Source organism: Buttiauxella agrestis ATCC 33320 (assembly GCF_000735355.1).
In the GTDB taxonomy this organism is placed as follows: Bacteria; Pseudomonadota; Gammaproteobacteria; order Enterobacterales; family Enterobacteriaceae; genus Buttiauxella; species Buttiauxella agrestis.
The window spans coordinates 71,863-97,877 of sequence record NZ_JMPI01000022.1; the positions used below are offsets into that span (position 1 = coordinate 71,863).

Consider the following 26,015-nt stretch of genomic DNA (forward strand, 5'->3'; position numbering starts at 1 on the left):
TTTTGATAAACAAAGCATATGACTACAAACCCGGAACTAATAGTGAACTGATTGTTTTTTGTGTTCAGTGTTTGTTGGAACTGTCGGCCGCCAGTGCGGCGGCCTCAATAATGGGAGCATTTTTGAGTAGAAGCAGTTTTTAGGTATAAGCGCGATTTAAAAAGAGCGGCTAAGGCAGATTCAGGCTGAACAATTTCTTCATGGCAATCGCGCCGCTACCGGTCATATTCACTTCACGATATCCCGGCGTGCGGGTTATCCAGCCTTTGTGTAGAAGAAGCGTCATTAATGCTGAACCTGCATCTCCTCCCAGATGGAAACGTCTTTCGCTCCAGTCCAGGCACGGGCAGCAGGCCTTGCGGCGTGGATGTGGATCGAGCACGGCCCCGAGATTCTGGAGCTGAGATTTTCCCTCTGGTGTCAGCGCGTTGCCATCCGCCTCAAGCCATTTTTCCCGCAGCATGAAGTCGTAAATTTTCACCGCCAATTCTCCCGCCAGATGGTCATAGCAGGTACGTGCATAACGCATGTTTACCGGCGTGCGGGGCGTAGGAGAAATGCGTGGGTGCATGGAAACCCCCATCAGGTTTTCCAGCAGCCCGGCAATATGTTGCCCCGCAAGGCTGTAATAGCGATGGCGGCCCTGTGTCAGGCAGATAATCAGCCCACTGTTGAGAAGCCGGGTCAGATGCCCGCTGGCAGTCGACGCGGCAATCTCTGCTACCGCGCTCAGTTCTGTCGCTGTCCACGCCCGTCCATCCATCAGCGCGCACAAAATACTGACCCGCGAGGGGGCAGATATTGCGGAAGCCACCAGCGACATAGACTTTTCAAGTGAATCAGCCAGGTTGTCGTCAACTTCAGTTTTCAGAAGACTCATTGAGTCGGTATTTCCCATTTGCGTGTTGCCTCGGCGGCACGGGTATTATCATCGGTAAGGAGAATAAGCTGATTATTGTGATCGCTATACTGTACCAGAATGTTTATGCCACATTGAGCAATGGCCGCCGCTATTTCCCCCAGTTCCCCAGGCCTCTCCTGAAGTAATTTTCTTATCAGTGGGCGACACACATTCCGAACGTCGAAACCGGCTTCGGTCAGAACTTTACGGGCTTTCTCGCCGTCTTCCACCAGGAAATGAGCATGGCTTGCGTCGGGCACAGAGAAAACACCGCCGCCCTCAAGACCGACGCCATTCATACCCAGTAATTTGCCGAGCGAGGCGAGTGAACCGCAGGAGTTGGTGAAGATGACGTGAATATCAAACATGCGCCTGCTCTCCCTTTTCAGACGAGTAATCTCTGACTACGTTGGCAATGCGTATTCTGTAAAACGAAAAAATCGACTGCTTGCCTTCCTGCTGCGCCGCTCGATGCATGGCATTGCATTTCCACTGGAGTACCGCGTCCTCGTTTTCCCACCATGAAAGCGAAAGAATTTTTCCAGGCGTGCTGATGCTCTGGAATCGTTCAATAGAAATAAATCCGGGGATGTCTGCCAGCAAGGGCTTCAGTTCTGCGGCAAGCTGAAGATATCGTTCCTGCGTCTGAGGTTGGGTGTCTGCTTCAAAAAGTACGGCAATCATTGGCTCTCTCCTGTGTCAAAGTTCAGCCAGGTTATTACCGATAAAAGTGAGATGCTTCGGCAGACACCGAAATATGAATGCGTTACCGTCTGAACCCGCAGGCGGTAACTTAAATACATGGCGTTTATTCCTGCGTGAAATTAACGGACGGTTCGAATGGCTGTATCAATCAGCTCATGCTTTCCACCGCCCAGCGACGGGGCAGAAGCCGCGACCATGTCATGCGGGAAACCAAGCGAAATTGCGCTTGCGGCGTCCAGGCGTGATAGTTGTTCCCCCGTCAGTTGAACATTTACCGATGCGAGATTATCCGCAAGTTGTTCCGCTGTCCGTGGGCCAATAATCGGTAGCGTTCCCTTAGCGAGCACCCACGCGATGGCGATTTGCCCTGGGGGATATCCCGTTTCATCAGCAATCGCCAGTACTGCATCCACCGTGGCAGTTTTTATTTGATTGCTCTCATCATGAATGACCGCGCCCAGACCTTGTGCACGCCCGGATTCACCTTTGCGATATTTGCCGGTAAGCAAACCGCCGCCTAAAGGTGACCAGCTCACCACACCCAGGTTAAAAGCCTCCGCCATAGGCAACAGCTCGCGTTCTGCCGAGCGTTCCACCAGACTGTATTCCAACTGCACCGCGGATACAGAAGACCAGCCGCGAAGTTCAGCCACGGTGGCAGCGGTTGCGACACGCCATGCCGGGAAATCAGAAAGCCCGGCGTAGAGAATTTTACCTGAACGTATCAGGTCATCGAGGGCTCGCGCGATTTGATCGACAGGTGTGACTCCATCAGGCATATGCACCCAAAGTAAATCGATGTGATCCGTCTTTAAGCGTTTGAGACTTGCCTCAAGGGAATTCACCATGGATTTGCGGCTATTACCGGAGCGTTGAAGGCCCGCTTCAAGCGAGTCGCCGAGGGAAAATTTGGTCGCCAGCACAATATCATCGCGTTCGGTAGCGATGAAATCGCTGAGCATCGTTTCTGATTGACCAAACTGATATTGGTCAGCCGTATCAATAAAGTTGCCACCGGCTTCACGGTAGCGGGTGTAGATATTACGGGCTTCTTCTTTGTCAGCGCCATAACCCCAACCGTTGCCGAAATTACCCGTGCCGAGGGCGAGGGTTGAGACTCTAAGACCTGTATTTCCAAAGATGCGGTAACGCATGGCTTCACCTCTTAAAGGTTGTTTCGCGAACATATCTGTATATGAGAGAACCGCGATTGGTCAGACAGCGGTAACCTCAGAAGTAGACTCAACGTCCGTGAAAACTGTAGCCATCAGCTGAAAACTATCGAAAGGAGGGAATGCAGAGGAGATTTTTAATTTCACTAGAGTGTAGTGCATAGGTTGCAACTCACCATTTCCCCCATATGTCTTACGGGGGTTGCCGGAGCGGGTCGGAGTAGGAACTCGAATCGGAGATCCTGACCGACGAAAACGTGAAAGAACGGGTTTTGTAGGGTGGATAAGCCGCAGGCGTCATCCACCGCTTTGGTGATTAATAACCTACCGCATCCAGGCGGAATTGCTTCGCGCAGTTGCCCGGGTTTTTCTGTTTAGCGAATGAATCTTCGTTTAAAGGGCCGTTAATTTTTGCTGCATCCAGAGAGATTTGCATTTCAGTCAGGTAAGCCGGATTCCCGTTGCAGGTCAGTTTTACCGCTTTTACCGCATCGTCTCCCCAGCTTTTTTCCAGCGCTTTATTGAAGGCTTTTCGCGTCACGATTTTGCCGTAGTTTTCAGCCAAAAAGTTTCCAAAAGCGCTTTGTTTAAATTCACTATTCAGGCGCACCATGGTGCCGAAATAGGCATTAGGGTTGAAACCAAAACAGACGCCATGTTTGGCAAATTCATAACGATCCAGGCATGACTGGCCGCCTGCGCCCGGCATGACTCCGGCGAGCTGGCTGGCGATATCTGGGGTTAATGCAGGCGCAGGTGCCTGGCATTTTTGCGAGCCGCGTACCTCGGCCATGTTAGGAACCGGGCGTGTAGAGCAGCCGTAACGCATCCAGCGCTTTTCATCTACACCCCTTGCTGCCACTGACTTTGGCAAACCAGGCCACAGACCATGCACCGTCAAAAAGGCACGTTTATCATTTTGTTCTTGCTGCGTTTTACACTCGGCAGGCTCATTGCGATTGCGTTCATGCATGCTTTGGCAAAAGCCCGTTTGCCAGGATAGCGCCAGGACATAACGATCAAAATCGCCATATTGCCTGGCGGTCAGCGGCTGCGCTTGCAGCAGGGAGCTGGTGGACAGTAAAGAGGTCAGAATTAGCGTGTTTTGCCACGTCATTTTCATGCGTTTTCTCGCTCGGGCTTCCAGAAGTCATCATATTTAACCATAAAAAAAGCGCCTCACAGAGACGCTTGTTTCCAGAATGACTGACCGTTAGCTCCAGAGGGCCAGAATCGGCCAGCCGACGCACAACAACAGGCTGATATAGATCACGCCAAAAATGGCACCTAATCGCCAGTAATCTTTGGATTTCACATAACCGCAGCCATAGATAATCACGCCAGGGCCGGTGGCATAAGGCGTCAGGCAGCCCATTATGCCGATGGACAGCACCAGAAGGATGCACAAGTGCTCCATGGGTACGCCCGGAATACCTTTACCTACGGCGAGGATCATCGGCAGCATAGTAGCCGTGTGGGCCGAAAGGCTGGCGAACAGATAGTGCGCAAAGTAGAACACCAGAACCAGCACGATCACCGTGGCGTTAGGCGAGAATCCTTCAAGGTGCGAGCTCATGGTATTGGCAAACCAGTCGATGAAACCGGACCGGCTCAGGCCGCTTGCCATAACGACCAGCGTGGCGAGGTTCACCAGCGTGTTCCAGGCACTGTGATATTTGGTGATGTCTTTCCACGGCACGACGTGCAGCGCCAGCATCAGCGACACCGCCAGTAAACCCACCGCGGTGGCATCAATGATTTCACCGCCGAACACCCATAACCCGAGGCTCAGTAACACTAAACAGATTAAAATCATCTCTTTGCGTGTTAATGCACCCATCTCTTTTAATGCGCTGCTGGCCCAGCCAGACACCTCCGCGCTGTGCGTCACTTCTGGTTTATACAGCACATAAGAAAGCCATGGGGCGACAATCAGCAAGATGATCCCCACGGGCAGGAAACTTAAAAACCACTGCATCCAGCTTATCTGGATACCGGCAATTTTGCTGACGAACTCCAACCCCAGCACGTTAGGTGCTGCCCCGGTGATAAACATCGAGGAGCTAAGACTGGTACTGATCACCATCATCCACATCAGGTAACTCCCGATGCGGCGCGATGAAGGATCGTTGGGGAAGGACTGGAACAGCGGCGGCAGGTTTTTGATTACCGGGAATACGGTGCCGCCGGTTCGTGCGGTGTTTGACGGGGTAAACGGTGCCAGCAGCACATCGATGATGACAATCGCGTAGCCGAGCGTCAGCGTCCGCTTGCCCATGAATTTCACCATAAACAGCGCGATACGGCGACCCAGCCCGGTGACTTCATAACCCAGCGCGAAGATAAACGCCCCGAATACCAGCCAGACCGTGGTGCTTGAGAAGCCCGCTAGCCCCCATTTCAGCGCCTGTTTTCCGGCGTCAAATGCAGGGTCTGCCAGTTCTTTAGCGTCGAACAGCAGGTAATCGCTGCCGATGACGCAAATCGTCACGGCGATAAAGCTGATTGCCGTTGCTGGAATCGGCTCCAGAATCATGCCGACAATCATGGCGACAAAGATTGCAAAGTAGTGCCACGCCTGCGGAGGCATGCCGTCGGGCACTGGAATAAGCAGCATCACGGCCATCACCACTAGCGGGGCCAGTAACTTCCATATTTTATCTTTTGAAACAGACATAACTGATTCTCCAGTAAGGATTTTTATTAATTCGTGTTGAGTGTGTAGGGCATTAGTTCGCTTAAAAAATGGGTGACGATCAGCAGATCTGCGCTGCCGCCAGGGCTGAGATTGCGTTCGATACATTGCTGGTTAAATTCGTGCAGGTGGCTCAGATCGGCGGGTTGACGAATACCACCCCGGCGTAACAGTGTTTGGGCGTGTTGTTGCAACCATTGAAGGCCGGCGCTTCCGCCGCGCGAGGCGACGTTGGTGTCGTTGTTGACGGACATCAGCACCAGCAAAGTGTCGAGCAACGCGAGTTCGGAGTCACTTCCTGCCGCCAGGCGTGTGCGGTAATGGGGAAGGGCGAGTCTGAGCACCAGCGGATAGCCAGCCTCGGCTTCTCCGCGTGCCCCTGTTAGCCCCATCTGGCGGTAAAGGCGTTGCCCGGCGGTGTGTTGGGCGTTGCCGTTTTGCAGTTCGCGACCGGTTAAACCCTGGCAATAATTGGCGACGGTTTTACCGACAGCTGCTGGCGAAATAACTTGCCGCTGCTGATACAAGCGCCCGATGGCGGCACACAGCAATCCCAGGGAAAAAATGGTGCCTTTATGGGTGTTGACGCCAGCCGTTGCGCGGAACATATCGGCTTCACAACCCATGCCAATCACGCGCAGGTCCGCGAGCGCTTCATGTGCTGGACAGTTGGCGTGACGGGCACCTGACGCCATAAAACGCGGCAACCAGTGGCGGATGGCTTCGGCGCTGCGATGAAAATCCTCCAGCGCCATGTCTTTGTGCGCCCCGCAGTTAAAGCTGTCGACCAGGCCTGGTTTTGGGGAGAGGTTGACTTCAGTCAGCATCGCGCGCCATGCGAGGTCACAGCAGCCCGCGACGATATCGGCATCAAGCGTGGGCAGCGTTTTCGGCAGCATCTAACAGTGCCTCCATGCGGGTGTGCAGCTCAGAAAGCGAGTGGGTTTGCTCCCGAGCACACAGGCTGGCATTACGCTGGCAAATCAGGCAATCGCGTGGCGGCTGGTCAAAGTCGCTACGCGAAAGAATTTGCCCGTGCGCAGTGAGCACATCCAGATCCCAAAGCCTGCCCAGCGGGTGCGACTGCTCAAGCCCGATGGTCGCCAGTTTCACACTCATGGCTGGCGCATCTATTGCCAGTAATCCTTCCGGCCCGGTGGCTAAAGGCAGGCAAGTCTGTTTTTTGATTTCCCAGCCGGAAAGCTCTGCCAGGTGGCGTAACTCCCTAAGACCATGATTAAAGATACGTCGCGTCAGTTCTGTGTCTTTTACAGGCCCAGGCGCAACGATGGTAAACGAAACCAGCGTTACACCATGGCGTTCCAGCCAGGACTGTTGGCGGGTCTGGCGTGCATCACGGCTGGCGATGATTTCCGGCACCGTAACAACGGCGTGGGTTGCAGAGGTAAGATACAGCGGCATCGTTTACTCCTTTACCTGGCGAACGACGTCGATAACCGAGCCGTCGCGGTAGCGCACCACCGCAATCACGCGGTCGGTAAATTCAATCGGCTGCGGTTTTCCGGTGAGGAGTCCGGCGCGTTCGCGTAACCATTCGATGGAGACGACTTTCATTCCCGCTTCTTTGAGGGTTTCCGCCAGTTCCGGGCGCGCCGGGTTGACGGCGATACCGTGGTCTGTGACCAGAATATCGACGCTTGAGCCAGGCGTAACGCAGGTTGTCACTTCATCTACCAGAGTAGGAATGCGTCCACGAACCAGCGGCGCGACGATAATCGACAGCGCGGCGGCCACGGCAGTGTCGCAGTGGCCGCCGGAGGCGCCGCGTAGCACGCCGTCCGAACCGGTCAGCACGTTGACGTTAAAACGCGTGTCCACTTCCAGCGCGCTGAGCACGACGACATCCAGTCGGTCTACAGATGCACCTTTCGAACCCCAGTTGGCATACTGGTTGGCGCTAATTTCGATGTGGTTCGGGTTGTGCGCCAGCGATTCGGCTGCGATGCGGTCAAAGCTCTGCACGTCGAGTAACTTTTTGATTAACCCTTTTTCATGCAGATCAACCATTGTGGAGGTGATGCCCCCCAGCGCGTAAGCCGCGTGAATGCCACGGCTGCGCATTTTGTCTTCCAGAAAACGGGTGACGGCAAGGGATGCGCCGCCGGTGCCGGTTTGCAGGGAAAAGCCTTCTTTGAAATAACCGGAGTTCACCACCACATCGGCCGCACTTCGGGCAATCAACAACTCGCGAGGATTGGAGGTCATGCGGGTGGCGTCTGCGCCGATCTTGTCGGCATCGCCGACGCGGTCGATCTGAACGATCAAATCCACATGATCCTGCGGGATGCTGGCGGGATTGTGCGGGTAGGGCTGCAGGGCTTCGGTCAGCAAAACCACCTGGCGGGCATTTTCTGCGTCTACTTTCGCGTAACCCAGCGAGCCGCAGCAGGCTTTGCCGGTGTAGCCGTTGGCGTTACCGAAGGGATCGCAGGAAGGAACACCGAGAAATGCGACGTCAATTTTCAGCTCGCCGCTTTTGATCAGTTGCACGCGGCCACCGTGGGAGTGGATTTGCACCGGTTCGGCCAGCAATCCGCGAGAGATCTCTTCAGCAAGCTCGCCGCGCAGCCCGGAGGTATAAATACGGCTGACGACGTTGTTGCGGATATGCTCGACCAGCGGCGCATGGCAATCGGTTAATGAGCTGGAAGCCAGCGTCAGATTTTTAAAGCCCATCCGGCCGATAGCTTCCATCACGGTGTTTAGCGTCAGATCGCCGCCGCGAAACGCGTGGTGAAAGGAGATTGTCATCCCGTCGTGTAGCCCGGAACGGCGAATGGCTTCATCAAGCGAGGCGCACAGTTTTTTGTCGCGTGGCTTTTGCGTTTGCTGGTTCAGTTTGGACGCGTTCTGGAAAGCCTGGATATCGCTTTCGCTGCGGCGTTGCCAGGCGTTGAGGCGTTCCTGTCGTTGAGTGTGAGTCATTGTGGTTCCTTATTCTTCACGAAGGCCAGAAAGCGCTGCCCGGGCGAGTACCAGACGTGCGCGTTCGATTACCGGGCTGTCTACCATTTTGCCGTTGAGCGAAACGACGCCGCGCCCTTCGCGAGCGGAGGCTTCGGCGGCTTCCACGACGCGTTGTGCATGGTCGACCTCTTTGCGGGTCGGGGCATAAAGGTTATGCAGGAGTTCAATCTGGCGCGGGTTGATCAGTGATTTGCCGTCAAATCCCAACTGTTTGATGTGGGCCGCTTCATGTAAAAATCCGGCTTCGTTATTGGCATCGGAATAGACGGTATCGAACGCCTGAATCCCTGCTGCGCGCGCCGCCTGAAGGATTGAACAGCGAGCGAACAGCAGTTCAACGCCCTCAGGTGAACGTTCGGTGCGCAGGTTGCGCACATAGTCTTCTGCGCCTAACGCAATACCGATAAGCCGGGGCGAGGAATGGGCAATGGCCACCGCCTGCGTAATGCCCTGTGCGGATTCAATTGCCGCCAGCAGACCTGTGCTTCCGGCTTCGCGACCGCACTGGGTTTCAATGCGCGCAATTTCAGTCTCGATGTCGATAACATCCTGAGCAGAATCGGTTTTCGGCAGACGAACAATATCGGCACCACCGCGCACGACCGCTTCCAGGTCAGCCAGACCGTATTCAGAGTCCAGCGCGTTAACGCGTACGATGGTTTCGATTTCCTGATACAGCGGGTGCTGTAGGGCGTGGTAGACGAGACGGCGCGCTGCGTCTTTCTCGCGCAAAATCACCGAGTCTTCGAGATCAAACATCAGCGCGTCGGCGCGGTAGATAAAGGCGTTGCTGACCATGGCAGCATTCGCACCGGGGACGAACAGCATGCTGCGGCGGGTGCGGGTTTTCCGCTGCTGGGCGATAGGGGCAATCACTGGCATTCCTCCCACGGCAGAGCACCAACGTCGCTGGCACGAACCAGTAACGTTTCAAGACGTGCGCGAAGAATGCAGTCCAGCGCGCCTTTATCATCCACGTTCAGTTGAACGCCACGCACGTCATAGCGCGTGAGAATTTCCATCAGCGTGGCGCGGATCGCTGCGCCAAACTGCTTTTCAACGCTGCTGTTGATTTGCAGGTCAATTTCCTGGGTATCGAGCGGGATAATGCGAATCATCACATCTCCCGACTCAAGCGTGCCGGCGACGGCGGGGCGGGTAATTTTCATTTTTCACCTGTTTGTAATGCGGGTTCCGGTTGCCTGTCAGCGGCGCTTTCTGATCGCGTGGCAAGCAGGTTTTGCAAATATTCTCGGGTCGCTTCCGGGACGAGGTGCTCAATGGCTGCGAAATCTTTTTTCACCAGCAATTGCCGCACGAGGGAGGCGGAAATGGATACGCCGCGATAGCGCAGGCGCTCAATTTCCACCAGTTCAATGGGCGGGGAGCTGTCGGCTGGCGAGGTCAGGCGTTGGCACATATCGGCGTTGTATCCGGCGGTGACTTTGCAGAAGGGTTCGGTGCCAACAAATCGGTGCGTGATACCCAGTGCGGGAGCGAGGTGTTGGCGGAAAATCTGTAAGTCGATTTCGGTGTAGCAGTGGTTAATCACGCTCTGCTCTTTGATGAAGTAGCAGGGGAAAGTGGCGCGAGAAATCATGTACTCCGAGCCACGATGAACGGTGATTTTGGCGATGTCGGCGGTGCCAGCTCGCACCAGTGCGAGGCGGTCTTCGTAAGGGAAGCGCGAGGTGTCTTCTTTCACCATAAATACATGCAGCCAGTCGCATTGTGCGGCCGCTTTTTGAATCAGATAGCGGTGGCCGAGAGTGAACGGGTTGGCGTTCATCACGATGCAGCCGATTTTATTGCCGTCATGGCGCAGTGTGGTGAGGTAACTGGCGTAACGTTGCAGGCGCGTGGCGCTATTTTCCATCAGCACCATGACGCCAGGCACGCTGGCGAGAGTATAAAAGCCGCACTGTTTAAATAGCGCTTCGTTGTGACTTTTGGTGTAGATGAAAAGATGGGTGCTTTGTCGCTCAAAGGCTAAATTGATTAATTCAGTTGCGAGCGTCAGGGCTAAACCTTCACCGCGGGCAGATTCACTGATGGCGACACACTTAATGATATTTCCGGCAATTCCCCCGCAGGCAATAAGCTGTTCGTCACGGGTTAGGGTAATAAAGATTTCTACCGTGGTATCGATGCTCAGCGAGTTGGCACGGAGAAAACGCGTAATCTCAGCCATCTTTTTATTTTCTGCGCGTTTAACCCGGGCTAATACGGTATTACTGAACATGAAAATCCTTTTGCCACGCGAATAATTGAGTGGGTGGAAATTTGTTGAAATAAATGTGTTGCCGATTGTCGCAAATGAATAACATTTTGTTTTCAATCATTCCCATCGCGACATTGTTAAGGCTTCTGTGCGAATTTAACGATCGTACGGATAAATTGATTTTTTAATTTTGATATATTTCACAAAGGGTTAAGTGGTTTAAATAGACTTAATGGTTTTTATTTTCTTAATTATTTCCACTGTGAGTTGAGTAGCGCTTTTTATTTGTTTAATTGATTTAATGTACGGAATCTGTAACGATTTGAGCCGTTTTGATGGGCGCGTTTGAAAACAAATTGGTTACATTCGCCTGCTATTTAAGGTGCTAATAAAGGAATGGCAATGTTTGGCAAAACCCCCGCGAAAGAGTTTCGATTTCTACGTCACATTGCCTTTCCGCTACGCATTTTTTTATTACTCCTCCTGATTTCCCTTCTGTTAATGGCGGCACTTGGCCAGTATTTATCCGCCAGTTTTGAAGATTATCTGACCAACCATGTGCGTGATATGGCGATGCATCAGGCGAAAATTATTGCGTCTAATGACAGCCTGGTTGAGGCGGTAAAAAACAGAGACAGTCAGCGTCTGTCCGAAATTGTCGGCAAGATGGCAACGGGTTCTGATTTTGATTATGTGGTCATTGGCGACCGCAACTCCATCCGGCTTTATCATCCCAATCCTCAACAAATCGGCCGGCCGATGCAGTGGACAAAACCCGGAGCGCTGGAAAAGGGTGAAAGCTACTTTATTACCGGCAAAGGCTCGATTGGCCTGGCGATGCGTGCCAAAACGCCAATTTTTGACGAGCAGGGGAAAGTCATCGGGGTGGTGTCGCTGGGGTATCTGGTCAGCAAAATAGATAGCTGGCGACTTGATTTTCTCCTGCCGCTGGTTGGGGTGTTTGTCCTGATTCTGGTGATTTTACTGCTGTTGTCGTGGTTTTTTGCCGCCCATATCCGCAGGCAGATGTTAGGCATGGAACCGCAGCAGATTGCTCAGGTGGTGCGCCAGCAGGAGGCGTTATTCGGCTCGGTATTTGAAGGGTTGATCGCCGTCGATCCCGACGGTGTTATCACGGCGATTAATCGCAATGCGCGTAAAATGCTGGGGTTAAGCTCACCGGGAAGGCAGTGGCTGGCAAAACCTATCGCCGAAGTGGTGCACCCTGCATCCTTTTTCACGGAACACATCGAACAAGAACGGCGGGATGTGCTGTGTACTTTTAACGGTTTGAATGTGATTGCCAATCGCGGGGTGATTTGGTCCGGCGATGAACTGTTAGGCGCGATTATCAGCTTTCGCAGTAAAGATGAAATCAGCGCTCTCAATGCACAATTGACGCAGGTTAAACAATACGTTGATAGCCTGCGTGCGTTAAGGCACGAACACCTTAACTGGATGTCTACGCTCAGTGGTCTGCTGCAAATGAAAGAATACGACCAGGTGCTGGCGATGGTGAAAGGCGAGTCGCAGGCACAGCAGGATTTAATTGATTTCCTGCGCGGTTTCTTTGATGACCGACAGGTCGCGGGGCTGCTGTTCGGTAAGTGGCAGCGTGCCAGGGAGTTGGGACTGATCCTCAACATTACCCCAGGCAGCCAGCTTCGCCATTTGCCGGAAGGGCTGGACAGCACCGAGTTTGCCGCCGTAGTGGGTAATCTGCTGGATAACGCTTTTGAAGCCTGCCTGAATTATCCCGAGAGTGATAAGAGCATTGAGCTTTGGTTAAGTGATGAAGGCAATGAAGTGATTATTGAGGTGGCTGACAGCGGTTGCGGGGTGCCTGAAGCCTTGCGCGAAGTGATTTTTGACCAGGGCGTCAGCACCAAAACTGATGCGCCCGGAGAACACGGCATCGGGCTGTATCTTATTGCCAGCTATGTGGAGCGGTGCGGCGGTATTATTACGATTGAAGATAATGAACCGTCCGGCTCTTTATTTACTGTTTTTATTCCGAAAGTGAAGATCATTTATGGCTCAAGCTCTAACGATTCTGATTGTTGAAGATGAAACTCCACTGGCAGAAATGCATGCCGAGTTTATTCGTCGATTCCACGGTTGTGGGCAGGTGTGGCTTGCGGGCAATTTAGCGCAGGCACGAATGATGATTGAGCGTTTTAAACCTGCACTGATTCTGCTGGATAATTATTTACCCGATGGCAAAGGCATCACGCTTTTGCACGAGCTGACCCAGGCGCGTTTTGCTGGTGGCGTGGTGTTTACTACGGCTGCAAGCGATATGGAAACTGTGGCGGAGGCGGTGCGTGGGGGTGTCTTTGATTATCTGGTGAAGCCGATTGCTTATGAGCGCCTGAGCCAAACGCTCGAACGTTATCAGCAGCGAATGCAATTGCTCGTCAGCCATGCGAGCGCCAGCCAGCGGCAGATTGACGACATGTTTAATGCTTATGCGCGTGGCGAGCGCAAAGAGGAATTGCCCGCGGGTATTGATGCGTTAACTCTGGCCAAAGTGCAGCTGTTATTTGCTGACCCGGATGCGCGGCATACCGCAGAAACCGTGGCCCAGGAGTTGAAACTGAGTCGTACTACAGCGAGGCGTTATCTTGAGTTTTCCGCAGGGCGACAGCAGATTATGGCGGAGATTGTTTATGGAAAAGTAGGACGCCCACAGCGCACATATAGATCGCTGTGAGCGGGTATGCGAACGGGTTTAACCGCCAATAACTGCCGCGGCAGAAGGCACCAGGATTTCGGTGGCAATAATCACCACAATCAGCCCGACAGCAACCGGCACTGAAGTACGTTTCACGACTTCAAATGGTGAGATTTTTGCCATACCTGCCACCGCGACGACCACACCGGATACCGGAGAAATGGTACGGCCAAGGTTTGAGGCTTGCAGCATAGGAATCGCCAGATACGCCGGGTTAATGCCGGAGGAATGAGCCAGTTTCGGGATCATCTCTACAAAGGCATAGAACGGCGCGTTACCGGAACCGGTGGTCATTGCAGCCAGCATGGTCAGCACGACCAGCACCAGCATCAGAATGATGCTTGCGGAACCGAACGACGTCGCAATGGAAATCAGGCTCTGGATAAAGCCAATGGTGCTCAGTCCTTGTGCGAATACGCCTGCGGCAACCAACAGCATGACCACGTTAGCAAAGGCATCAGCCATGCCGCGGTAGCAGACTTCCAGACCGGAGAAGACGGTTTGTGCTTTGAAACTACGGAAGAACTCAATGACCGCAGCAATCAGAATACAGATAACCAAAATGGCGATGATATGCAGCTGCGGACCCCATTTACCGTCGAAAATCAGCACGCCAATAATGGGTGTAAACGGCAGAATGGCATAGAAAGACGGTGCGGTAGTCTGGATTTCGCTGACATCGAGCATTTCATGGCTGACGTTTTCTTTTTTATCCAGGTAACGTTGCCAGAAGAAGTGGGCAATCGCCATGGCAATAATGGCAGCGATAGAAATTGGCACGGTGGTTTTAAAGGCAAAATCAACCAATGACATTTCCGCAGCTTTCGCGGCTAACACCACGTCGCCTGAAGTCGGGGAGAGGATGATTGCAGCAGGGGAGGCGCAAATTGCAGCCGCCGCACCACGGCTAATACCCACGTTGACCATGACCGGGAACAGGGTCGCCATCAACAACACGCCCAGGCCAGTCGCTGAGGAAACTGCCAGAGACATCAGACACGCCACAAAATAGGCGGCAATCATCAGAATGTACGGTGAGTTAATTAACTTCAGTGGCTTAGAGGCAAGCTTAACCACCATATCGTTAGCGCCGATGTGCGTCATGTACGATGCGAAACCGCAAAGCATCATGATCATCATGCCGAGATCGCCACCACGGCTCATCAGCAGGATTTTGACATATTCGACGATGTCAGTTGCGGTATAGCCTGTGCTTTCAGCGCTGGCAGGTAAAACTTTGTGGCCCATCAAGGCACTAATAATCAGTAACGTTAAGCCGCCGACGAATAACACGCCGGTAGCGGAGTAGCCTTTGATGATGTAGCGAGCTACACCAACAATAACCACAACCCCAATAAGTAATTCAATAGTTGTCAGCATTAAAGCCCCCTGTTGCGTTCAGGTATCTCAACGCAACGCCATGCCAGAAATAAAATAATAAGACGCTTTGCAGTCGTCAGCGAAAACGGTGCCAATCTGCCTGAATCATTGGCGCAGATTTCTGATGAGCATCAAATTTAGTCAGCTTCGTACTGCCGTCATGACACTTTTGTCGACAGCATTGCAATTATGACATTTACTTATTGATTAGCGGTATATATTTATATCGCTTATTGCTTTGTTAATAATCATTTGGAGGGTGTTTAATTAAGATTATATTACGTAATTGTTAATTATTTAGCTAAATGTAAAACAACTAAAAATCCCTTTAAATTAAAAAGCTATGATGCTTATACTGCCGCCTCGCATATTTCAGGGGCAATACCTTGCAATCCACTTTCTGGTCGACAAGCCGTTTACGCTTTTTCAGGAAGCATCTTTTGATGCTGCTGTTGGCGTTTGGCTGGCTGTTTGTCAACAGCCAGGTCGCGGTGGCATCGCACGACTGCCCGGTAGAAATTAGCGCGTCCTCACTTTCTGTTCAGCATAGCGAACATATGCTGATGGAAAACCAGTGGGATAGGGTGAAAGCAAAAGGAACACTGTGTGATAAGCACTGCATTCCGGACGTGATGCAAAAAGATAATGGCTATAGTTCGTTGGTCGCATTGCCGGTCACTGACACTCTGGCCTTAGTGATCCCTGAATGTCAGGAAGTGGTCACTTCCGTTGCGCTGTTAACCCCACCTGCAACCGGCCCTCCCGCCACAATACGGTTTTGTCGTTTTAGAGAATAACTCCAGCACTGTCTTGGTTCATCCCTTACGGATTTCATCCTTTGACTTTGGTTCTGGAGATTTTTTATGTCTGCTATTTTTGCACGTTCCTTTGCAGCCGCTGCGCTGTCCGTTTTTGCTTTCTTTTCTGTGGCTCACGCCGCTTCCCACGAGATGTCTCATGAGATGTCGATGACTCCGGCTGGGGCCGCCGAAATTTATCACGGTCACGGTGTCATAAAGAAAGTGACCGCCGATTCCATTTCTATCGCCCACAAACCTATCGCTGCTCTTAACTGGCCCGCAATGACGATGACCTTCAGCCTGCCTGATGCGGGTTCATTGCCGACGGTGAAAGCAGGTGACACGGTTGATTTCACTTTTAGCCAGCAGGCTGAAGGGTACCAACTCGCCTCCGTTACGCCGACTAAGTAACCGAGGCCGCCATGAAACAACATTCCCTGAGCTTATGGCTCGGCGGGGTGCTGGTTGCTGCGTCTGTCTCTGCCGCTCATGCGGCAGAGTTCAGCCTGCAACAGACCCTGGCCGCGGCCGTTCACTATTCCGCAGAACTTTCTGCTAACCGTAATCAGAGTAATGCCCTGAATGCGATGGCGGATTCTGCTCGCCAGTTACCCGACCCAAAACTGAAATTTGGCATTGAAAACGTCCCGGTACAGGGCAGCAACAGCCACCGTTTTACCCGAGAAGGCATGACCATGCAGCGTATCGGTATCATGCAAGATTACGTCAGCGAGGATAAACGCGACCGCAAAGCAGAAACGATTCTGGCTCAGTCAGCCAGCAGTGTCGCAAAAGCTGAGGTGATTCGCGCGACGCTGCAAAGATCGGCCGCCCAGGCGTGGCTGGATTTAGCGTTGTCACAAAAGGTCCTGACGGCTGCTCAAAAACTGGTCGCAGAAACCGAGCGCCAGATTGGCGTGCAAAAAGCCACGGTGGCCAGTGGCAGCTCACCGGCATCCAGCGTCATGGATATTCGTATGACGCTTTTAGGCATGCAGGACAAAGTGACCCTCGCACAGCGTGATGTGACGCTGGCTCAGACTCGTTTACTGCAATTAACCGGCGAACAAATTGATAACGCACGTGGCTCGTTACCCCGTTATCAGCGCCTGCCTGCGGACCCTGCTGTTCTTGAGCAAAGCGTCGGGCTGCATCCTGAAGTGATTGAAGCGGCGCGCGAGGCTGATGTTGCCAAAGCGCGTTCGGCTCAGTCTGCGGTAGCCGCGAAGCCGAATGTTGGCGTTGAGGTGTACTACGCCCATCGCGCTGATGATTACGACGACATGGCGGGCGTGATGTTTACCGTTGATTTACCGATGTTTAAATCTCAACGCCAGGACAAAGATCTGGCGGCTGATATGTCGCGATCAATGGAGGCTAACGATCAATTGGCTTTAGCGAAACGCGAGCGCGTGGCTCTGGTTCGTACGCTGGTGGCGCAATATCAGGCCGCTCAAACCCTCTGGCAGCGCCAGCAAGAAGAAATTCTACCCCTGCAACGCCAGCGCCTTTCACTGATTGAAGCGCAATACCGCTCCGGGCAATCCACGCTTTCCGATTTGCTCAATGCCCGCCGCACGCTACTTGATACCGAACTGACCGCGAATAGCGCGGAGAAATCCGTGGCTGAAACCTGGGCCGCTATTCGCTATCTGACGCCACAGGATGAAAACCAATAATGAAAACAATAACCAAGCTCTCTTTAGTCGCACTCGCCATTGCGGGCGCACTCGGCGCGGGGTATTACGCGGGCAAGCAAAGCCACGGTACCCTCGCTCCAGCGGCTCAATCTGAACGGAAAGTTCTCTATTGGTATGACCCGATGACGCCCGGTCAGCGTTTTGATAAACCCGGAAAATCACCGTTTATGGATATGGACCTGGTGCCGCGTTACGCGGGTGAAGCCACGGAAGAAGGTGGGGTGACAGTAAGCGCTCGCCAACAGCAGAATCTGGGTATTAAAACGGCGCAGGTTGAGAAGAAAGTGCTGGATTATCAGTTTGATGCATTTGCTACGGTTTCAACGGACGAACGCAGCGTGCAGATAATCCCGGCCAGCGCTAATGGCGTGGTTGAGAAGCTGTTTGTCAATGCGCCACAGCAATTCGTTAAGGCAGGTGAGCCGTTGGCTCAATTATGGATACCAGAGTGGACGGCGGCTCAACAAGAGTATCTGGCCGTGCGCCAGTTGGGCGACAGCGCGTTAACGTCTGCCGCGCGTGAACGCCTGCAACTCCAGTTTATGCCTGCGGAGATTATTCGCCTGGTGGAGAAAACGGGAAGGCCGCAGACGCGTGTCACCGTGCGGGCAAAACAGGCGGGTTATATCAATAAGCTGGATACGCGAGAAGGCGCGCAAGTTGCGGCCACCGCGCCGCTATTTGAAATTGCCAGTCTCGAGTCGGTGTGGATTGTGATTGATTACCCGCAAACTCAGGCACAGGTGCTGCAAGTGGGAAGCGAAATTCAGGCTTCATCGGATAGCTGGCCGGGAGAGACTTTCCACGGGCGTGTGAGTGAGTTGCTCCCCAATATGGAAACCACTACGCGCACGCTGAAAGCGCGCATTGTGTTGGAAAATTCGCAAATGAAACTCAAGCCGGGCATGTACCTCAATGTCACGCTGGCGAACTCGCCTGCCCTGCCGCCGGTGTTGGCGATTCCTGAAGAAGCACTGATTGAAACCGGAAGTGCCAGCCGGGTGTTAGTGACACAGAATGACGGCCATTTTAACCCGGTTAACGTGGTGGTGGGTACGGCTCAAAATGGCTGGGTGGAGATTAAACAGGGGCTGAAAGAGGGCGACAAAGTTGTGACTTCCGGGCAGTTCCTGATTGATTCCGAAGCCAGCTTGCGCAGTGCTTTACCAGAGGAAAAAGCGGCATCCTCTACCGCGCAGGAATACGAGGGAGAGGCTGTGGTGAAAGGGATCGCTGATGACGCAATCACGCTTTCGCATAAGCCTATTCCAGCGCTCAAATGGAGTGCAATGACGATGGATTTTGCGTTGAAATCCGCAACGGATGCTAAGGGCATTAAAGTCGGCGATAACGTGATGTTTAGTTTCACCATGGATGACGAAAATGGTGCAGCTATCACTCATCTGATGCCAATGGCGGGGGCGATGAAATGATTGCTACCGTGATTCGTTGGTCACTCAAAAACCGGCTGCTGGTTTTACTGGCGGCAATCATGATGGCGGCGTGGGGGATTTGGTCACTGCAACGCGCGCCGCTTGATGCGCTGCCTGATCTCTCTGATGTGCAGGTGATTATTCGTATCAACTACCCAGGTAAAGCGCCGCAAGTCGTTGAAGATCAGGTTACTTATCCACTCACCACCACCATGCTTTCAGTCCCCGGGGCTAAAACGGTACGTGGCTTTTCGATGTTTGGGGATTCGTATGTTTACATTTTATTTGAAGATGGCACCGACCCTTACTGGGCGCGTTCACGGGTGCTCGAATATTTAAGCCAGGTGCAATCGCAGCTTCCCGCAGAGGCCAAAGCGTCGTTGGGACCAGATGCCACGGGCGTTGGCTGGGTGTATGAATACGCGCTGGTGGACCGAAGCGGGAAACACAGTTTGGCAGATTTACGGGCGCTGCAAGATTGGACGCTTAAGTTCGAGCTAAAAACGGTGCCGAACGTGTCGGAGGTCGCAAGTGTTGGCGGCATGGTGCGGCAATACCAGATAGTGCTCGACCCACAACGGATGCGGGCGCTGAATATCACGCATCAACAGGTGATAGATGCGGTGCAAAGTGCCAACCAGGAAGGGGGCGGTTCGGTCATCGAAATGGGCGAAGCTGAATACATGGTTCGCACCGCAGGATATTTAAAAAACCTCAATGACTTCAAACAAGTCGTTATTACCACACGTGAAGGCATCCCTGTGTTACTGAGCGATGTGGCCACGTTGCGTATGGGGCCGGAAATACGCCGGGGTGTAGCTGAGTTTAACGGTGAAGGTGAAGTCGCTGGCGGCATTATTGTCATGCGCTATGGCAAAAATGCGCTGGATACCATCAATGCGGTAAAAGCCAAACTTCAGCAAATCCAGAAAAGTTTGCCCACGGGTGTCGAAATTGTTCCGGTCTACGACCGCTCGCATCTGATTGAAAACGCAATTGAAACGCTTTCGCATAAGCTTCTGGAAGAGTTTATCGTGGTAGCGATTATTTGTGCCTTGTTCTTATTCCACTTCCGCTCAGCGCTGGTGGCGATGATAACGTTGCCGCTGGGCATATTGGGTGCATTTATTGTCATGCATTACCAGGGCGTGAATGCCAACATCATGTCGCTGGGGGGGATCGCGATTGCCATAGGCGCGATGGTCGATGCGGCCATCGTGATGATCGAAAACATGCACAAAGTGCTGGAGCAGTGGCGGCACGACAACCCGGATAAACAGCCAACAGGCGCTGATTACTGGCGTCTGTCTGAACAGGCTGCAGTGGAAGTCGGGCCTGCGCTGTTTTGTAGTTTGCTGATTATCACGCTGTCGTTTATTCCGGTGTTTTCCCTTGAGGCGCAGGAAGGGCGAATGTTCTCGCCGCTGGCGTTTACTAAAACCTACGCCATGGCGGTGGCCGCAGGCCTGGGGATCACTCTGGTGCCAGTGCTGATGGGCTATTTTATCCGTGGAAAAATCCCGGATGAAAAGGCGAACCCTATTAACCGCTGGCTGATTGCGGCTTATGAACCGCTTCTCGACAAAGTGCTGGTGCGCCCAAAAACTACGTTGGTCATTGCCGGGTTAGTGCTGGTGGCGACGCTATGGCCGCTCAGTCGACTCGGCAGCGAATTTATGCCGCCGCTTGATGAAGGTGATTTGCTGTACATGCCTTCGACATTACCTGGTATCTCTGCCCGTGAAGCCGGACATTTACTGCAACAAACCGACAGGCTCATCAAAACGGTGCCCGAAGTGGCGACGGTTTTTGGTAAAGCAGGGCGGGCAGATACTGCGACCGATCCCGCACCGCTAACGATGATTGAAACGACGATTCGTTTTAAACCGCGTGACCAATGGCGACCAGGAATGACGATGGACAAACTGGTGAGTGAACTCGATAGCGTGGTGAAAGTACCGGGCATCGCCAACGTTTGGGTGCCACCGATCCGTAACCGCCTGGATATGCTGGCAACGGGCATCAAAAGCCCGGTGGGTATCAAAGTTAATGGCAACAATATCGCTGCTATTGAGCAAGTTGCCGAGCAAATCGAACGGGTGGTGAAACAGGTTCCGGGTGTGACTTCCGCGCTTGCGGAAAGATTAGGTGGCGGACGCTATGTGGATATCAATATCGACCGACTGAAAGCGGCTCGTTATGGCGTGTCGGTCAAAGAGTTGCAGTCGTTAGTGGCGACGGTGATTGGCGGGCAAAACATTGGTGAAACAATAGAAGGACGTGAGCGCTATCCCATCAATGTTCGTTACCCTCGAGAAATGCGTGATAACGTCCAAAAGCTGAAAAACCTACCTGTTATTACGGCAAATGGCAGCCAGATTGCACTCTCTGAACTGGCCGATATCAGCATTACCGACGGACCGCCAATGCTGAAAAGTGAAAACGCGCGTTTATCTAATTGGGTTTATGTCGACCTGCGTGGGCGAGATTTAAAATCGGCGGTGGAAGATATGCAACGTGCCGTTTCACAACAAGTTAAATTACCGGAAGGTGTTTCATTATCCTGGTCAGGGCAATTTGAATATTTAGAACGAGCGAGCGCTAAATTAAGAATAGTCCTACCATTTACGCTTGTTATTATTTTTGTCTTACTTTACGTGACATTCTCGCGCGTGAGCGATGCATTATTAATAATGGGTACCTTACCATTCTCACTTATCGGCGGAGTCTGGTTGCTTTATTTACTGGGATATAATTTGTCGGTCGCGGGCGCTGTAGGGTTTATTGCTTTGGCGGGAGTCGCCGCTGAATTTGGTGTCATTATGGTGCTTTATTTGAATCAGGCGATTGCACGGCATAAAGCACTGGACCCTTTGGGTGGCAAGCCGATGTTAATGCGGGCATTGCATGAAGGTGCGGTGCTGCGCGTAAGGCCAAAAGTGATGACGGTGGCGACGATCATGGCGGGTTTACTGCCTATCATGTGGGGTGACGGTACTGGTTCTGAAGTGATGCGCCGAATTGCTGCGCCGATGATTGGCGGAATGATCACGGCACCGCTATTGTCGATGCTGGTGATTCCTGCAATGTATGTTTTATTAAAAAGAGATAAATAATAGTAAGTTACCCCACCATCTTTTGATTTTCAGATAATGGCTGGGGTAATGTTTTTATCGGCCATTAATTCGACGAAGTTAAACATCTTTAGGAATTTACTACGCGTTTATTTAACTATTGTTCATATATAATTTGTTAGGTTGTATATTGATTTTTGAAGTGGAAATTAATGTGACTCTAACAAAAAGAATTGTCATTTCCTGTATTGTTTTCTTTTCATCGCTAATGATAATGCCAGTCGCACTGGCTAATCAAAGTAGCGTTTTAGGTGATGCCTGGAATACTTTAACGGATAACGTTTCACAAACGTGGAATGAACCGCAACATTATGATTTATACGTGCCTGCCATCACCTGGCATGCGCGATTTGCCTACGATAAAGAAAAAACCGATCGCTATAACGAGCGCCCGTGGGGGATTGGTTTTGGTCAGGATCGTTGGGACGATAGCGGAAATTGGCACGGTTTGTATCTGATGGTATTTAAAGATTCCTATAACAAATGGGAACCGATTGGCGGCTACGGCTGGGAGAAAATCTGGCGTCCGTTGGCTGATGATAACTTCCGTCTGGGGCTCGGCTACACGCTGGGCGCCACCGCGCGCGACAACTGGAATTACATTCCGATCCCAGTGATATTGCCGTTGGCCTCTGTGGGTTATGGCCCGGCGACGTTCCAGATGACCTATATCCCAGGAACCTACAACAACGGTAACGTTTACTTTGCCTGGTTACGCTTCCAATTCTGATGCGCGGTAATGGCTGAAATCATGCACAACATGTATCGCTATTATCTGACTTTCAAAAATAAGGTCTACTGCACAGTTTTTAAAAGAGGTAGCAATTTTTAGCACTTTTTCTCAAATCGGGACTGGACAAAATCCACCACAATTGGTGTACTGATGTCCGACACAGCATTTGTGTCGTTTTTCATGTAAAGGTAATTTAGATGTCTAAGATTAAAGGTAACGTTAAGTGGTTTAACGAGTCAAAAGGCTTTGGCTTCATTACTCCGGAAGATGGTAGCAAAGACGTGTTCGTACACTTCTCTGCAATCCAGAGCAATGGTTTCAAAACCCTGGCTGAAGGTCAGCGCGTTGAGTTTGAAATCACTAACGGTGCCAAAGGCCCATCTGCTGCAAACGTAATGCCTATCTAAGGCTTTACCAGTAGAATATAAAAACCCGCTAAGGCGGGTTTTTTTTGTTTTAAATTCAGGAAAATAGATAAATTTTCACAAAGCACATCACGATCAGCGTGCTCATCAGCACAGCCGTCCACCCTGCAACACGTTCTTTCATTATTATGCCCCACGCTAATTTTCAACCAGAGTGGCAGACATAAATTAAGCTAACCTTAACGCGAGGTTAATTATTGGCCGTATGCGAGAGAAACTATCCAAAATGCGAGAGCGGTCATGGTGAGTGAGCCTGCGAGATTTAGCAGTATGTTTAGCGCAGCCCATGCAAGTCGACCATCCTGAAGCAAGAAAACCACTTCTGCGGAGAAGGTCGAAAAGGTGGTCAAACCGCCACAAAAGCCGGTAGTGATTAACAATTTCCAGACGGGATCGAGGTGTGTCATGCGAGTAAACAGCGCCAGACCCAATCCGATAATAAACGCGCCCACCAGGTTTGCGGTCAAAGTTCCAATCGGAAGGGCAGCATGCACAGGGTTAAGTCTCATACTCAAAAGCCAGCGCACAACGCTCCCCGTTCCGCCGCCAATGAATACGGCTAATAGCATTTGCAACACAGTAGTTTCCTGTTCGTTCTTATTAAAGTGTTTGAGTGTAACGTCAGCACGGAAAATTTCACACTGGGTATAATGATTTATTCGCAGCCTGGAGAGAAACCACATGAAAGTTGCAATAGGGCAATTTGCCGTGAGTCACCTTTGGCAGGAAAACGTGCAAACATGTCTTCACTATATGGACACAGCTCAGGCTGATGGGGCAGATTTACTTGTTTTACCTGAGGCGGTACTGGCGCGTGACGATAATGACCCCGATTTGTCGGTGAAATCTGCGCAGGCAGTCCATCATGAGTTTATTCAGCCACTTTGCGAGCAAAGCCGCAATAATCAATTGACGACGATTCTGACTCTGCACGTCAAAACGACAGCAGGGCGGGCTGCAAACACCTTACTGGCGATTCGTAAGGGCGAAGTCATTGCCCGTTATCAGAAACTTCATCTTTATGATGCGTTTAATGTACAGGAATCGCGTCTTGTTGATGCCGGTAATGCGTTGCCACCGTTGATTGAAGTTGCAGGATTTAAAGTGGGATTGATGACCTGCTACGATCTGCGTTTTCCAGAGATGGCATTAAACCTGGCGTTGGCGGGGGCGGAGGTTTTAGTCCTCCCCGCAGCCTGGTTGCGAGGGCCTAATAAAGAAATGCACTGGTCAACGCTTCTGGCAGCACGCGCGCTCGATACAACATGCTATGTTGTGGCCTCTGGCGAGTGCGGTAATAAGAATATCGGGCACAGCCAAATTGTTGATCCGCTTGGTGTGGTGATGGCGGCAGCCAATCAGCGACCCGCTTTGTTTTATGCTGAACTGGAAAGCCAATATTTAAGTGAAGTACGAGCTATGTTGCCGGTGCTAAAAAATCGGCGTTTTGCTTTACCGCATTTGTTATGAGTGATTTTTAACCTGATCTTGATCCAACTTGTTACAGGTTGCTATTGTATCGCACGAGAAAATGACCGTTAATTGTCTCAGTGTATTATTCGCCGTATTCACGGCACGCATGATTAAGAAGGTTGTTATGGGCGAGATTAGTATTACAAAGTTGTTGGTTGTCGGTGCGCTGATTGTTTTGTTATTTGGCACCAAGAAGTTGCGCACCCTCGGTGGTGATCTTGGCGCGGCAATCAAGGGCTTTAAGAAAGCGATGAATGAAGACGAAGCAGGTGCAAAGTCTGCCACCAATACTGATGCAGTCTCTGATCGTATTACGCATAAAGACTGATCAAAACACAGCTTTCGAACAGATATAAAAAAACCGGCATCTCAAATGCCGGTTTTTTTTGCGAGCTGCAAATTAAAAGTAACGATTTGTTACATCGTTATTTTACTTCCATCCCCTTTGCCTGCAGATCCGCATGGTAAGAAGAGCGAACAAACGGGCCACAAGCTGCGTGAGTGAAGCCCATCGCCAGCGCTTCGGCTTTCATCTCTTCAAACTCGTCAGGGCTGACATAACGCTGAACAGGTAAGTGGTGACGGCTTGGCTGCAAATACTGCCCCAGCGTCAACATGGTGACGCCGTGGCGGCGTAAATCACGCATGACTTCTACGATTTCAGCATTTGTTTCGCCTAAACCGACCATCAAGCCTGATTTAGTCGGGATATCCGGATGCGCTTCTTTAAAACGCTCCAGTAGCTTCAGCGACCAGTTATAGTCAGCGCCAGGACGAACCTTACGATAGATGCGAGGTACGTTTTCCAGGTTGTGGTTGAACACATCTGGCGGCGTAGCTGTCAGAATTTCCAGAGCTTTGTCCATCCGCCCACGGAAATCCGGGACTAATGTTTCAATTTTAATGCTCGGATTTTTTTCACGGATTGCGCTGATGCAATCAGCAAAGTGTTGCGCGCCACCGTCGCGTAAATCATCACGGTCAACAGACGTGATAACCACATAGCGTAACGCCATGTCAGCGATAGTTTGAGCAAGCTTGCCGGGTTCGTTGGCATCGGGTGCGACAGGGCGACCATGAGCAACATCGCAGAACGGGCAGCGGCGGGTACAGATTGCGCCAAGGATCATAAAGGTCGCGGTGCCGTGGTTGAAACATTCTGCCAGGTTAGGGCAGGAAGCCTCTTCACACACCGAATGCAGACCATTCTTGCGCATCGCCGCTTTGATACCCTGAATTCGGGTCGAATCAGATGGAAGTTTGATCTTCATCCATTCTGGTTTTCTTAACAGCTCCTGGCGCTCAGTCACCACGTTTTTCACCGGGATCAGAGCCATTTTATCGGCGTCGCGGTACTTAACGCCGCGTTCCATTACAATAGGTTTACTCATATCGTAGAAATTCCAGTTGCTAGTAACGAAATCAGGCTAATCGAATGTTTTATTTATCAACTATTTTTTAATAGCGCGCGCAGTATACCATCACTGGAGGGGAGAAATCAGCCTGACAGAGCAGTAAACG

At 51.8% G+C, this 26,015-nt stretch carries 26 protein-coding genes; 11 read left to right on the forward strand and 15 right to left on the reverse strand.

What is annotated here, in order from left to right; translation table 11 throughout:
• Positions 1 to 169 precede the first annotated feature (169 nt).
• The 12 genes from GBAG_RS05080 to citC form a co-directional block, all read right to left on the reverse strand.
• On the reverse strand, positions 170 to 880 hold the full coding sequence (locus GBAG_RS05080; protein WP_034493944.1) for an ArsR/SmtB family transcription factor: 711 nt from the start codon (positions 878 to 880) through the stop codon (positions 170 to 172).
• On the reverse strand, positions 877 to 1,269 hold the full coding sequence (locus tag GBAG_RS05085) for an amino acid-binding protein (protein ID WP_034493945.1): 393 nt from the start codon (positions 1,267 to 1,269) through the stop codon (positions 877 to 879). Before GBAG_RS05085 ends, GBAG_RS05080 begins: the two co-directional genes overlap by 4 nt.
• On the reverse strand, positions 1,262 to 1,585 hold the full coding sequence (locus GBAG_RS05090; protein ID WP_034493946.1) for an antibiotic biosynthesis monooxygenase family protein: 324 nt from the start codon (positions 1,583 to 1,585) through the stop codon (positions 1,262 to 1,264). The genes GBAG_RS05085 and GBAG_RS05090 overlap by 8 nt, the downstream gene beginning before the upstream one ends.
• 140 nt (positions 1,586 to 1,725) lie before the next feature.
• Positions 1,726 to 2,760, reverse strand: coding sequence for an aldo/keto reductase (locus tag GBAG_RS05095; RefSeq protein ID WP_034493948.1), 1,035 nt, complete (start codon positions 2,758 to 2,760; stop codon positions 1,726 to 1,728).
• Between the two features lie 334 nt (positions 2,761 to 3,094).
• On the reverse strand, positions 3,095 to 3,895 hold the full coding sequence (rna, locus tag GBAG_RS05100) for a ribonuclease I (protein ID WP_034494568.1): 801 nt from the start codon (positions 3,893 to 3,895) through the stop codon (positions 3,095 to 3,097).
• A gap of 96 nt (positions 3,896 to 3,991) precedes the next feature.
• Entirely contained in the window at positions 3,992 to 5,455 is a 1,464-nt protein-coding gene (locus GBAG_RS05105) for an anion permease (protein ID WP_034493949.1), read from the reverse strand.
• Positions 5,456 to 5,481: 26 nt separating this feature from the next.
• Entirely contained in the window at positions 5,482 to 6,372 is an 891-nt protein-coding gene (gene citG, locus GBAG_RS05110; protein WP_051873640.1) for a triphosphoribosyl-dephospho-CoA synthase CitG, read from the reverse strand.
• Positions 6,344 to 6,895, reverse strand: a complete 552-nt coding sequence (citX, locus tag GBAG_RS05115) for a citrate lyase holo-[acyl-carrier protein] synthase (RefSeq protein ID WP_034493951.1) — start codon at positions 6,893 to 6,895, stop codon at positions 6,344 to 6,346. Before citX ends, citG begins: the two co-directional genes overlap by 29 nt.
• A 3-nt stretch (positions 6,896 to 6,898) precedes the next feature.
• Positions 6,899 to 8,419, reverse strand: coding sequence for a citrate lyase subunit alpha (gene citF, locus GBAG_RS05120; protein WP_034493953.1), 1,521 nt, complete (start codon positions 8,417 to 8,419; stop codon positions 6,899 to 6,901).
• 9 nt (positions 8,420 to 8,428) lie between these two features.
• On the reverse strand, positions 8,429 to 9,337 hold the full coding sequence (gene citE / locus GBAG_RS05125; RefSeq protein WP_156104858.1) for a citrate (pro-3S)-lyase subunit beta: 909 nt from the start codon (positions 9,335 to 9,337) through the stop codon (positions 8,429 to 8,431).
• A complete protein-coding gene (gene citD / locus GBAG_RS05130) occupies positions 9,334 to 9,630 on the reverse strand; it encodes a citrate lyase acyl carrier protein (protein ID WP_034493957.1) in 297 nt (98 codons plus the stop codon). Before citD ends, citE begins: the two co-directional genes overlap by 4 nt.
• Positions 9,627 to 10,703: a [citrate (pro-3S)-lyase] ligase gene (gene citC / locus GBAG_RS05135; RefSeq protein ID WP_034493959.1), complete on the reverse strand. Its 1,077-nt coding sequence runs from the start codon at positions 10,701 to 10,703 to the stop codon at positions 9,627 to 9,629. Before citC ends, citD begins: the two co-directional genes overlap by 4 nt.
• Before the next feature lie 381 nt (positions 10,704 to 11,084).
• Here citC and dpiB point away from each other — a divergent pair, with 381 nt between their 5' ends.
• Both dpiB and dpiA read left to right on the forward strand, forming a co-directional pair.
• Positions 11,085 to 12,746: a sensor histidine kinase DpiB gene (dpiB, locus tag GBAG_RS05140; protein ID WP_034493960.1), complete on the forward strand. Its 1,662-nt coding sequence runs from the start codon at positions 11,085 to 11,087 to the stop codon at positions 12,744 to 12,746.
• Complete coding sequence (dpiA, locus tag GBAG_RS05145) at positions 12,715 to 13,395, forward strand: two-component response regulator DpiA (protein ID WP_034493962.1); 681 nt, start codon at positions 12,715 to 12,717, stop codon at positions 13,393 to 13,395. The genes dpiB and dpiA overlap by 32 nt, the downstream gene beginning before the upstream one ends.
• A gap of 18 nt (positions 13,396 to 13,413) precedes the next feature.
• Here the strand turns inward: dpiA and dcuC are convergent, their stop codons facing one another.
• Complete coding sequence (gene dcuC / locus GBAG_RS05150; RefSeq protein WP_034493964.1) at positions 13,414 to 14,796, reverse strand: anaerobic C4-dicarboxylate transporter DcuC; 1,383 nt, start codon at positions 14,794 to 14,796, stop codon at positions 13,414 to 13,416.
• A gap of 443 nt (positions 14,797 to 15,239) precedes the next feature.
• Between dcuC and GBAG_RS05155 the strand changes: the two genes are divergently transcribed.
• The 7 genes from GBAG_RS05155 (at position 15,240) to cspE (ending at position 23,003) form a co-directional block, all read left to right on the forward strand.
• Positions 15,240 to 15,593, forward strand: coding sequence for a hypothetical protein (locus tag GBAG_RS05155; protein ID WP_051873641.1), 354 nt, complete (start codon positions 15,240 to 15,242; stop codon positions 15,591 to 15,593).
• Between the two features lie 66 nt (positions 15,594 to 15,659).
• Positions 15,660 to 16,007 (forward strand): copper-binding protein, encoded by a 348-nt coding sequence (locus tag GBAG_RS05160; protein WP_051873642.1) that lies wholly within the window; start codon positions 15,660 to 15,662, stop codon positions 16,005 to 16,007.
• 11 nt (positions 16,008 to 16,018) lie between these two features.
• Complete coding sequence (locus tag GBAG_RS05165) at positions 16,019 to 17,275, forward strand: TolC family protein (protein WP_034493968.1); 1,257 nt, start codon at positions 16,019 to 16,021, stop codon at positions 17,273 to 17,275.
• Entirely contained in the window at positions 17,275 to 18,729 is a 1,455-nt protein-coding gene (locus GBAG_RS05170) for an efflux RND transporter periplasmic adaptor subunit (protein WP_034493971.1), read from the forward strand. The genes GBAG_RS05165 and GBAG_RS05170 overlap by 1 nt, the downstream gene beginning before the upstream one ends.
• Complete coding sequence (locus GBAG_RS05175) at positions 18,726 to 21,845, forward strand: efflux RND transporter permease subunit (protein WP_034493973.1); 3,120 nt, start codon at positions 18,726 to 18,728, stop codon at positions 21,843 to 21,845. Before GBAG_RS05170 ends, GBAG_RS05175 begins: the two co-directional genes overlap by 4 nt.
• A gap of 190 nt (positions 21,846 to 22,035) precedes the next feature.
• Positions 22,036 to 22,593, forward strand: a complete 558-nt coding sequence (gene pagP, locus GBAG_RS05180) for a lipid IV(A) palmitoyltransferase PagP (RefSeq protein ID WP_281629741.1) — start codon at positions 22,036 to 22,038, stop codon at positions 22,591 to 22,593.
• Positions 22,594 to 22,793: 200 nt separating this feature from the next.
• Positions 22,794 to 23,003, forward strand: a complete 210-nt coding sequence (gene cspE, locus GBAG_RS05185; RefSeq protein WP_004100146.1) for a transcription antiterminator/RNA stability regulator CspE — start codon at positions 22,794 to 22,796, stop codon at positions 23,001 to 23,003.
• Between the two features lie 212 nt (positions 23,004 to 23,215).
• On the opposite strand, the gene crcB is transcribed toward cspE, so the two are convergent.
• Positions 23,216 to 23,599: a fluoride efflux transporter CrcB gene (gene crcB, locus GBAG_RS05190; RefSeq protein ID WP_034494575.1), complete on the reverse strand. Its 384-nt coding sequence runs from the start codon at positions 23,597 to 23,599 to the stop codon at positions 23,216 to 23,218.
• A gap of 103 nt (positions 23,600 to 23,702) precedes the next feature.
• On the opposite strand from crcB, the gene GBAG_RS05195 reads away from it, so the two are divergent.
• Together GBAG_RS05195 and tatE are read left to right on the forward strand one after the other, a co-directional pair.
• A complete protein-coding gene (locus GBAG_RS05195; protein ID WP_034493975.1) occupies positions 23,703 to 24,491 on the forward strand; it encodes a deaminated glutathione amidase in 789 nt (262 codons plus the stop codon).
• A 127-nt stretch (positions 24,492 to 24,618) separates the two neighbouring features.
• Complete coding sequence (tatE, locus tag GBAG_RS05200) at positions 24,619 to 24,822, forward strand: twin-arginine translocase subunit TatE (protein ID WP_034493977.1); 204 nt, start codon at positions 24,619 to 24,621, stop codon at positions 24,820 to 24,822.
• A gap of 97 nt (positions 24,823 to 24,919) precedes the next feature.
• On the opposite strand, the gene lipA is transcribed toward tatE, so the two are convergent.
• Positions 24,920 to 25,885, reverse strand: a complete 966-nt coding sequence (gene lipA, locus GBAG_RS05205; protein ID WP_034493979.1) for a lipoyl synthase — start codon at positions 25,883 to 25,885, stop codon at positions 24,920 to 24,922.
• Between the last annotated feature and the right edge of the window lie 130 nt (positions 25,886 to 26,015).

Excerpts from the sequence above, each read along its gene's own strand:
- GBAG_RS05195 (WP_034493975.1), top strand. The coding sequence starts at position 23,703 with ATGAAAGTTGCAATAGGGCAATTTGCCGTGAGTCACCTTTGGCAGGAA.
- GBAG_RS05175 (WP_034493973.1), top strand. The coding sequence starts at position 18,726 with ATGATTGCTACCGTGATTCGTTGGTCACTCAAAAACCGGCTGCTGGTT.
- GBAG_RS05105 (WP_034493949.1), bottom strand. The coding sequence starts at position 5,455 with ATGTCTGTTTCAAAAGATAAAATATGGAAGTTACTGGCCCCGCTAGTG.
- tatE (WP_034493977.1), top strand. The coding sequence starts at position 24,619 with ATGGGCGAGATTAGTATTACAAAGTTGTTGGTTGTCGGTGCGCTGATT.
- citX (WP_034493951.1), bottom strand. The coding sequence starts at position 6,895 with ATGCCGCTGTATCTTACCTCTGCAACCCACGCCGTTGTTACGGTGCCG.
- rna (WP_034494568.1), bottom strand. The coding sequence starts at position 3,895 with ATGACGTGGCAAAACACGCTAATTCTGACCTCTTTACTGTCCACCAGC.
- GBAG_RS05155 (WP_051873641.1), top strand. The coding sequence starts at position 15,240 with ATGCTGCTGTTGGCGTTTGGCTGGCTGTTTGTCAACAGCCAGGTCGCG.
- GBAG_RS05170 (WP_034493971.1), top strand. The coding sequence starts at position 17,275 with ATGAAAACAATAACCAAGCTCTCTTTAGTCGCACTCGCCATTGCGGGC.
- GBAG_RS05085 (WP_034493945.1), bottom strand. The coding sequence starts at position 1,269 with ATGTTTGATATTCACGTCATCTTCACCAACTCCTGCGGTTCACTCGCC.
- dpiA (WP_034493962.1), top strand. The coding sequence starts at position 12,715 with ATGGCTCAAGCTCTAACGATTCTGATTGTTGAAGATGAAACTCCACTG.
- lipA (WP_034493979.1), bottom strand. The coding sequence starts at position 25,885 with ATGAGTAAACCTATTGTAATGGAACGCGGCGTTAAGTACCGCGACGCC.
- GBAG_RS05165 (WP_034493968.1), top strand. The coding sequence starts at position 16,019 with ATGAAACAACATTCCCTGAGCTTATGGCTCGGCGGGGTGCTGGTTGCT.
- citG (WP_051873640.1), bottom strand. The coding sequence starts at position 6,372 with ATGCTGCCGAAAACGCTGCCCACGCTTGATGCCGATATCGTCGCGGGC.
- citD (WP_034493957.1), bottom strand. The coding sequence starts at position 9,630 with ATGAAAATTACCCGCCCCGCCGTCGCCGGCACGCTTGAGTCGGGAGAT.
- citC (WP_034493959.1), bottom strand. The coding sequence starts at position 10,703 with ATGTTCAGTAATACCGTATTAGCCCGGGTTAAACGCGCAGAAAATAAA.
- GBAG_RS05080 (WP_034493944.1), bottom strand. The coding sequence starts at position 880 with ATGAGTCTTCTGAAAACTGAAGTTGACGACAACCTGGCTGATTCACTT.
- GBAG_RS05095 (WP_034493948.1), bottom strand. The coding sequence starts at position 2,760 with ATGCGTTACCGCATCTTTGGAAATACAGGTCTTAGAGTCTCAACCCTC.
- GBAG_RS05090 (WP_034493946.1), bottom strand. The coding sequence starts at position 1,585 with ATGATTGCCGTACTTTTTGAAGCAGACACCCAACCTCAGACGCAGGAA.
- GBAG_RS05160 (WP_051873642.1), top strand. The coding sequence starts at position 15,660 with ATGTCTGCTATTTTTGCACGTTCCTTTGCAGCCGCTGCGCTGTCCGTT.
- dcuC (WP_034493964.1), bottom strand. The coding sequence starts at position 14,796 with ATGCTGACAACTATTGAATTACTTATTGGGGTTGTGGTTATTGTTGGT.
- dpiB (WP_034493960.1), top strand. The coding sequence starts at position 11,085 with ATGTTTGGCAAAACCCCCGCGAAAGAGTTTCGATTTCTACGTCACATT.
- citF (WP_034493953.1), bottom strand. The coding sequence starts at position 8,419 with ATGACTCACACTCAACGACAGGAACGCCTCAACGCCTGGCAACGCCGC.
- cspE (WP_004100146.1), top strand. The coding sequence starts at position 22,794 with ATGTCTAAGATTAAAGGTAACGTTAAGTGGTTTAACGAGTCAAAAGGC.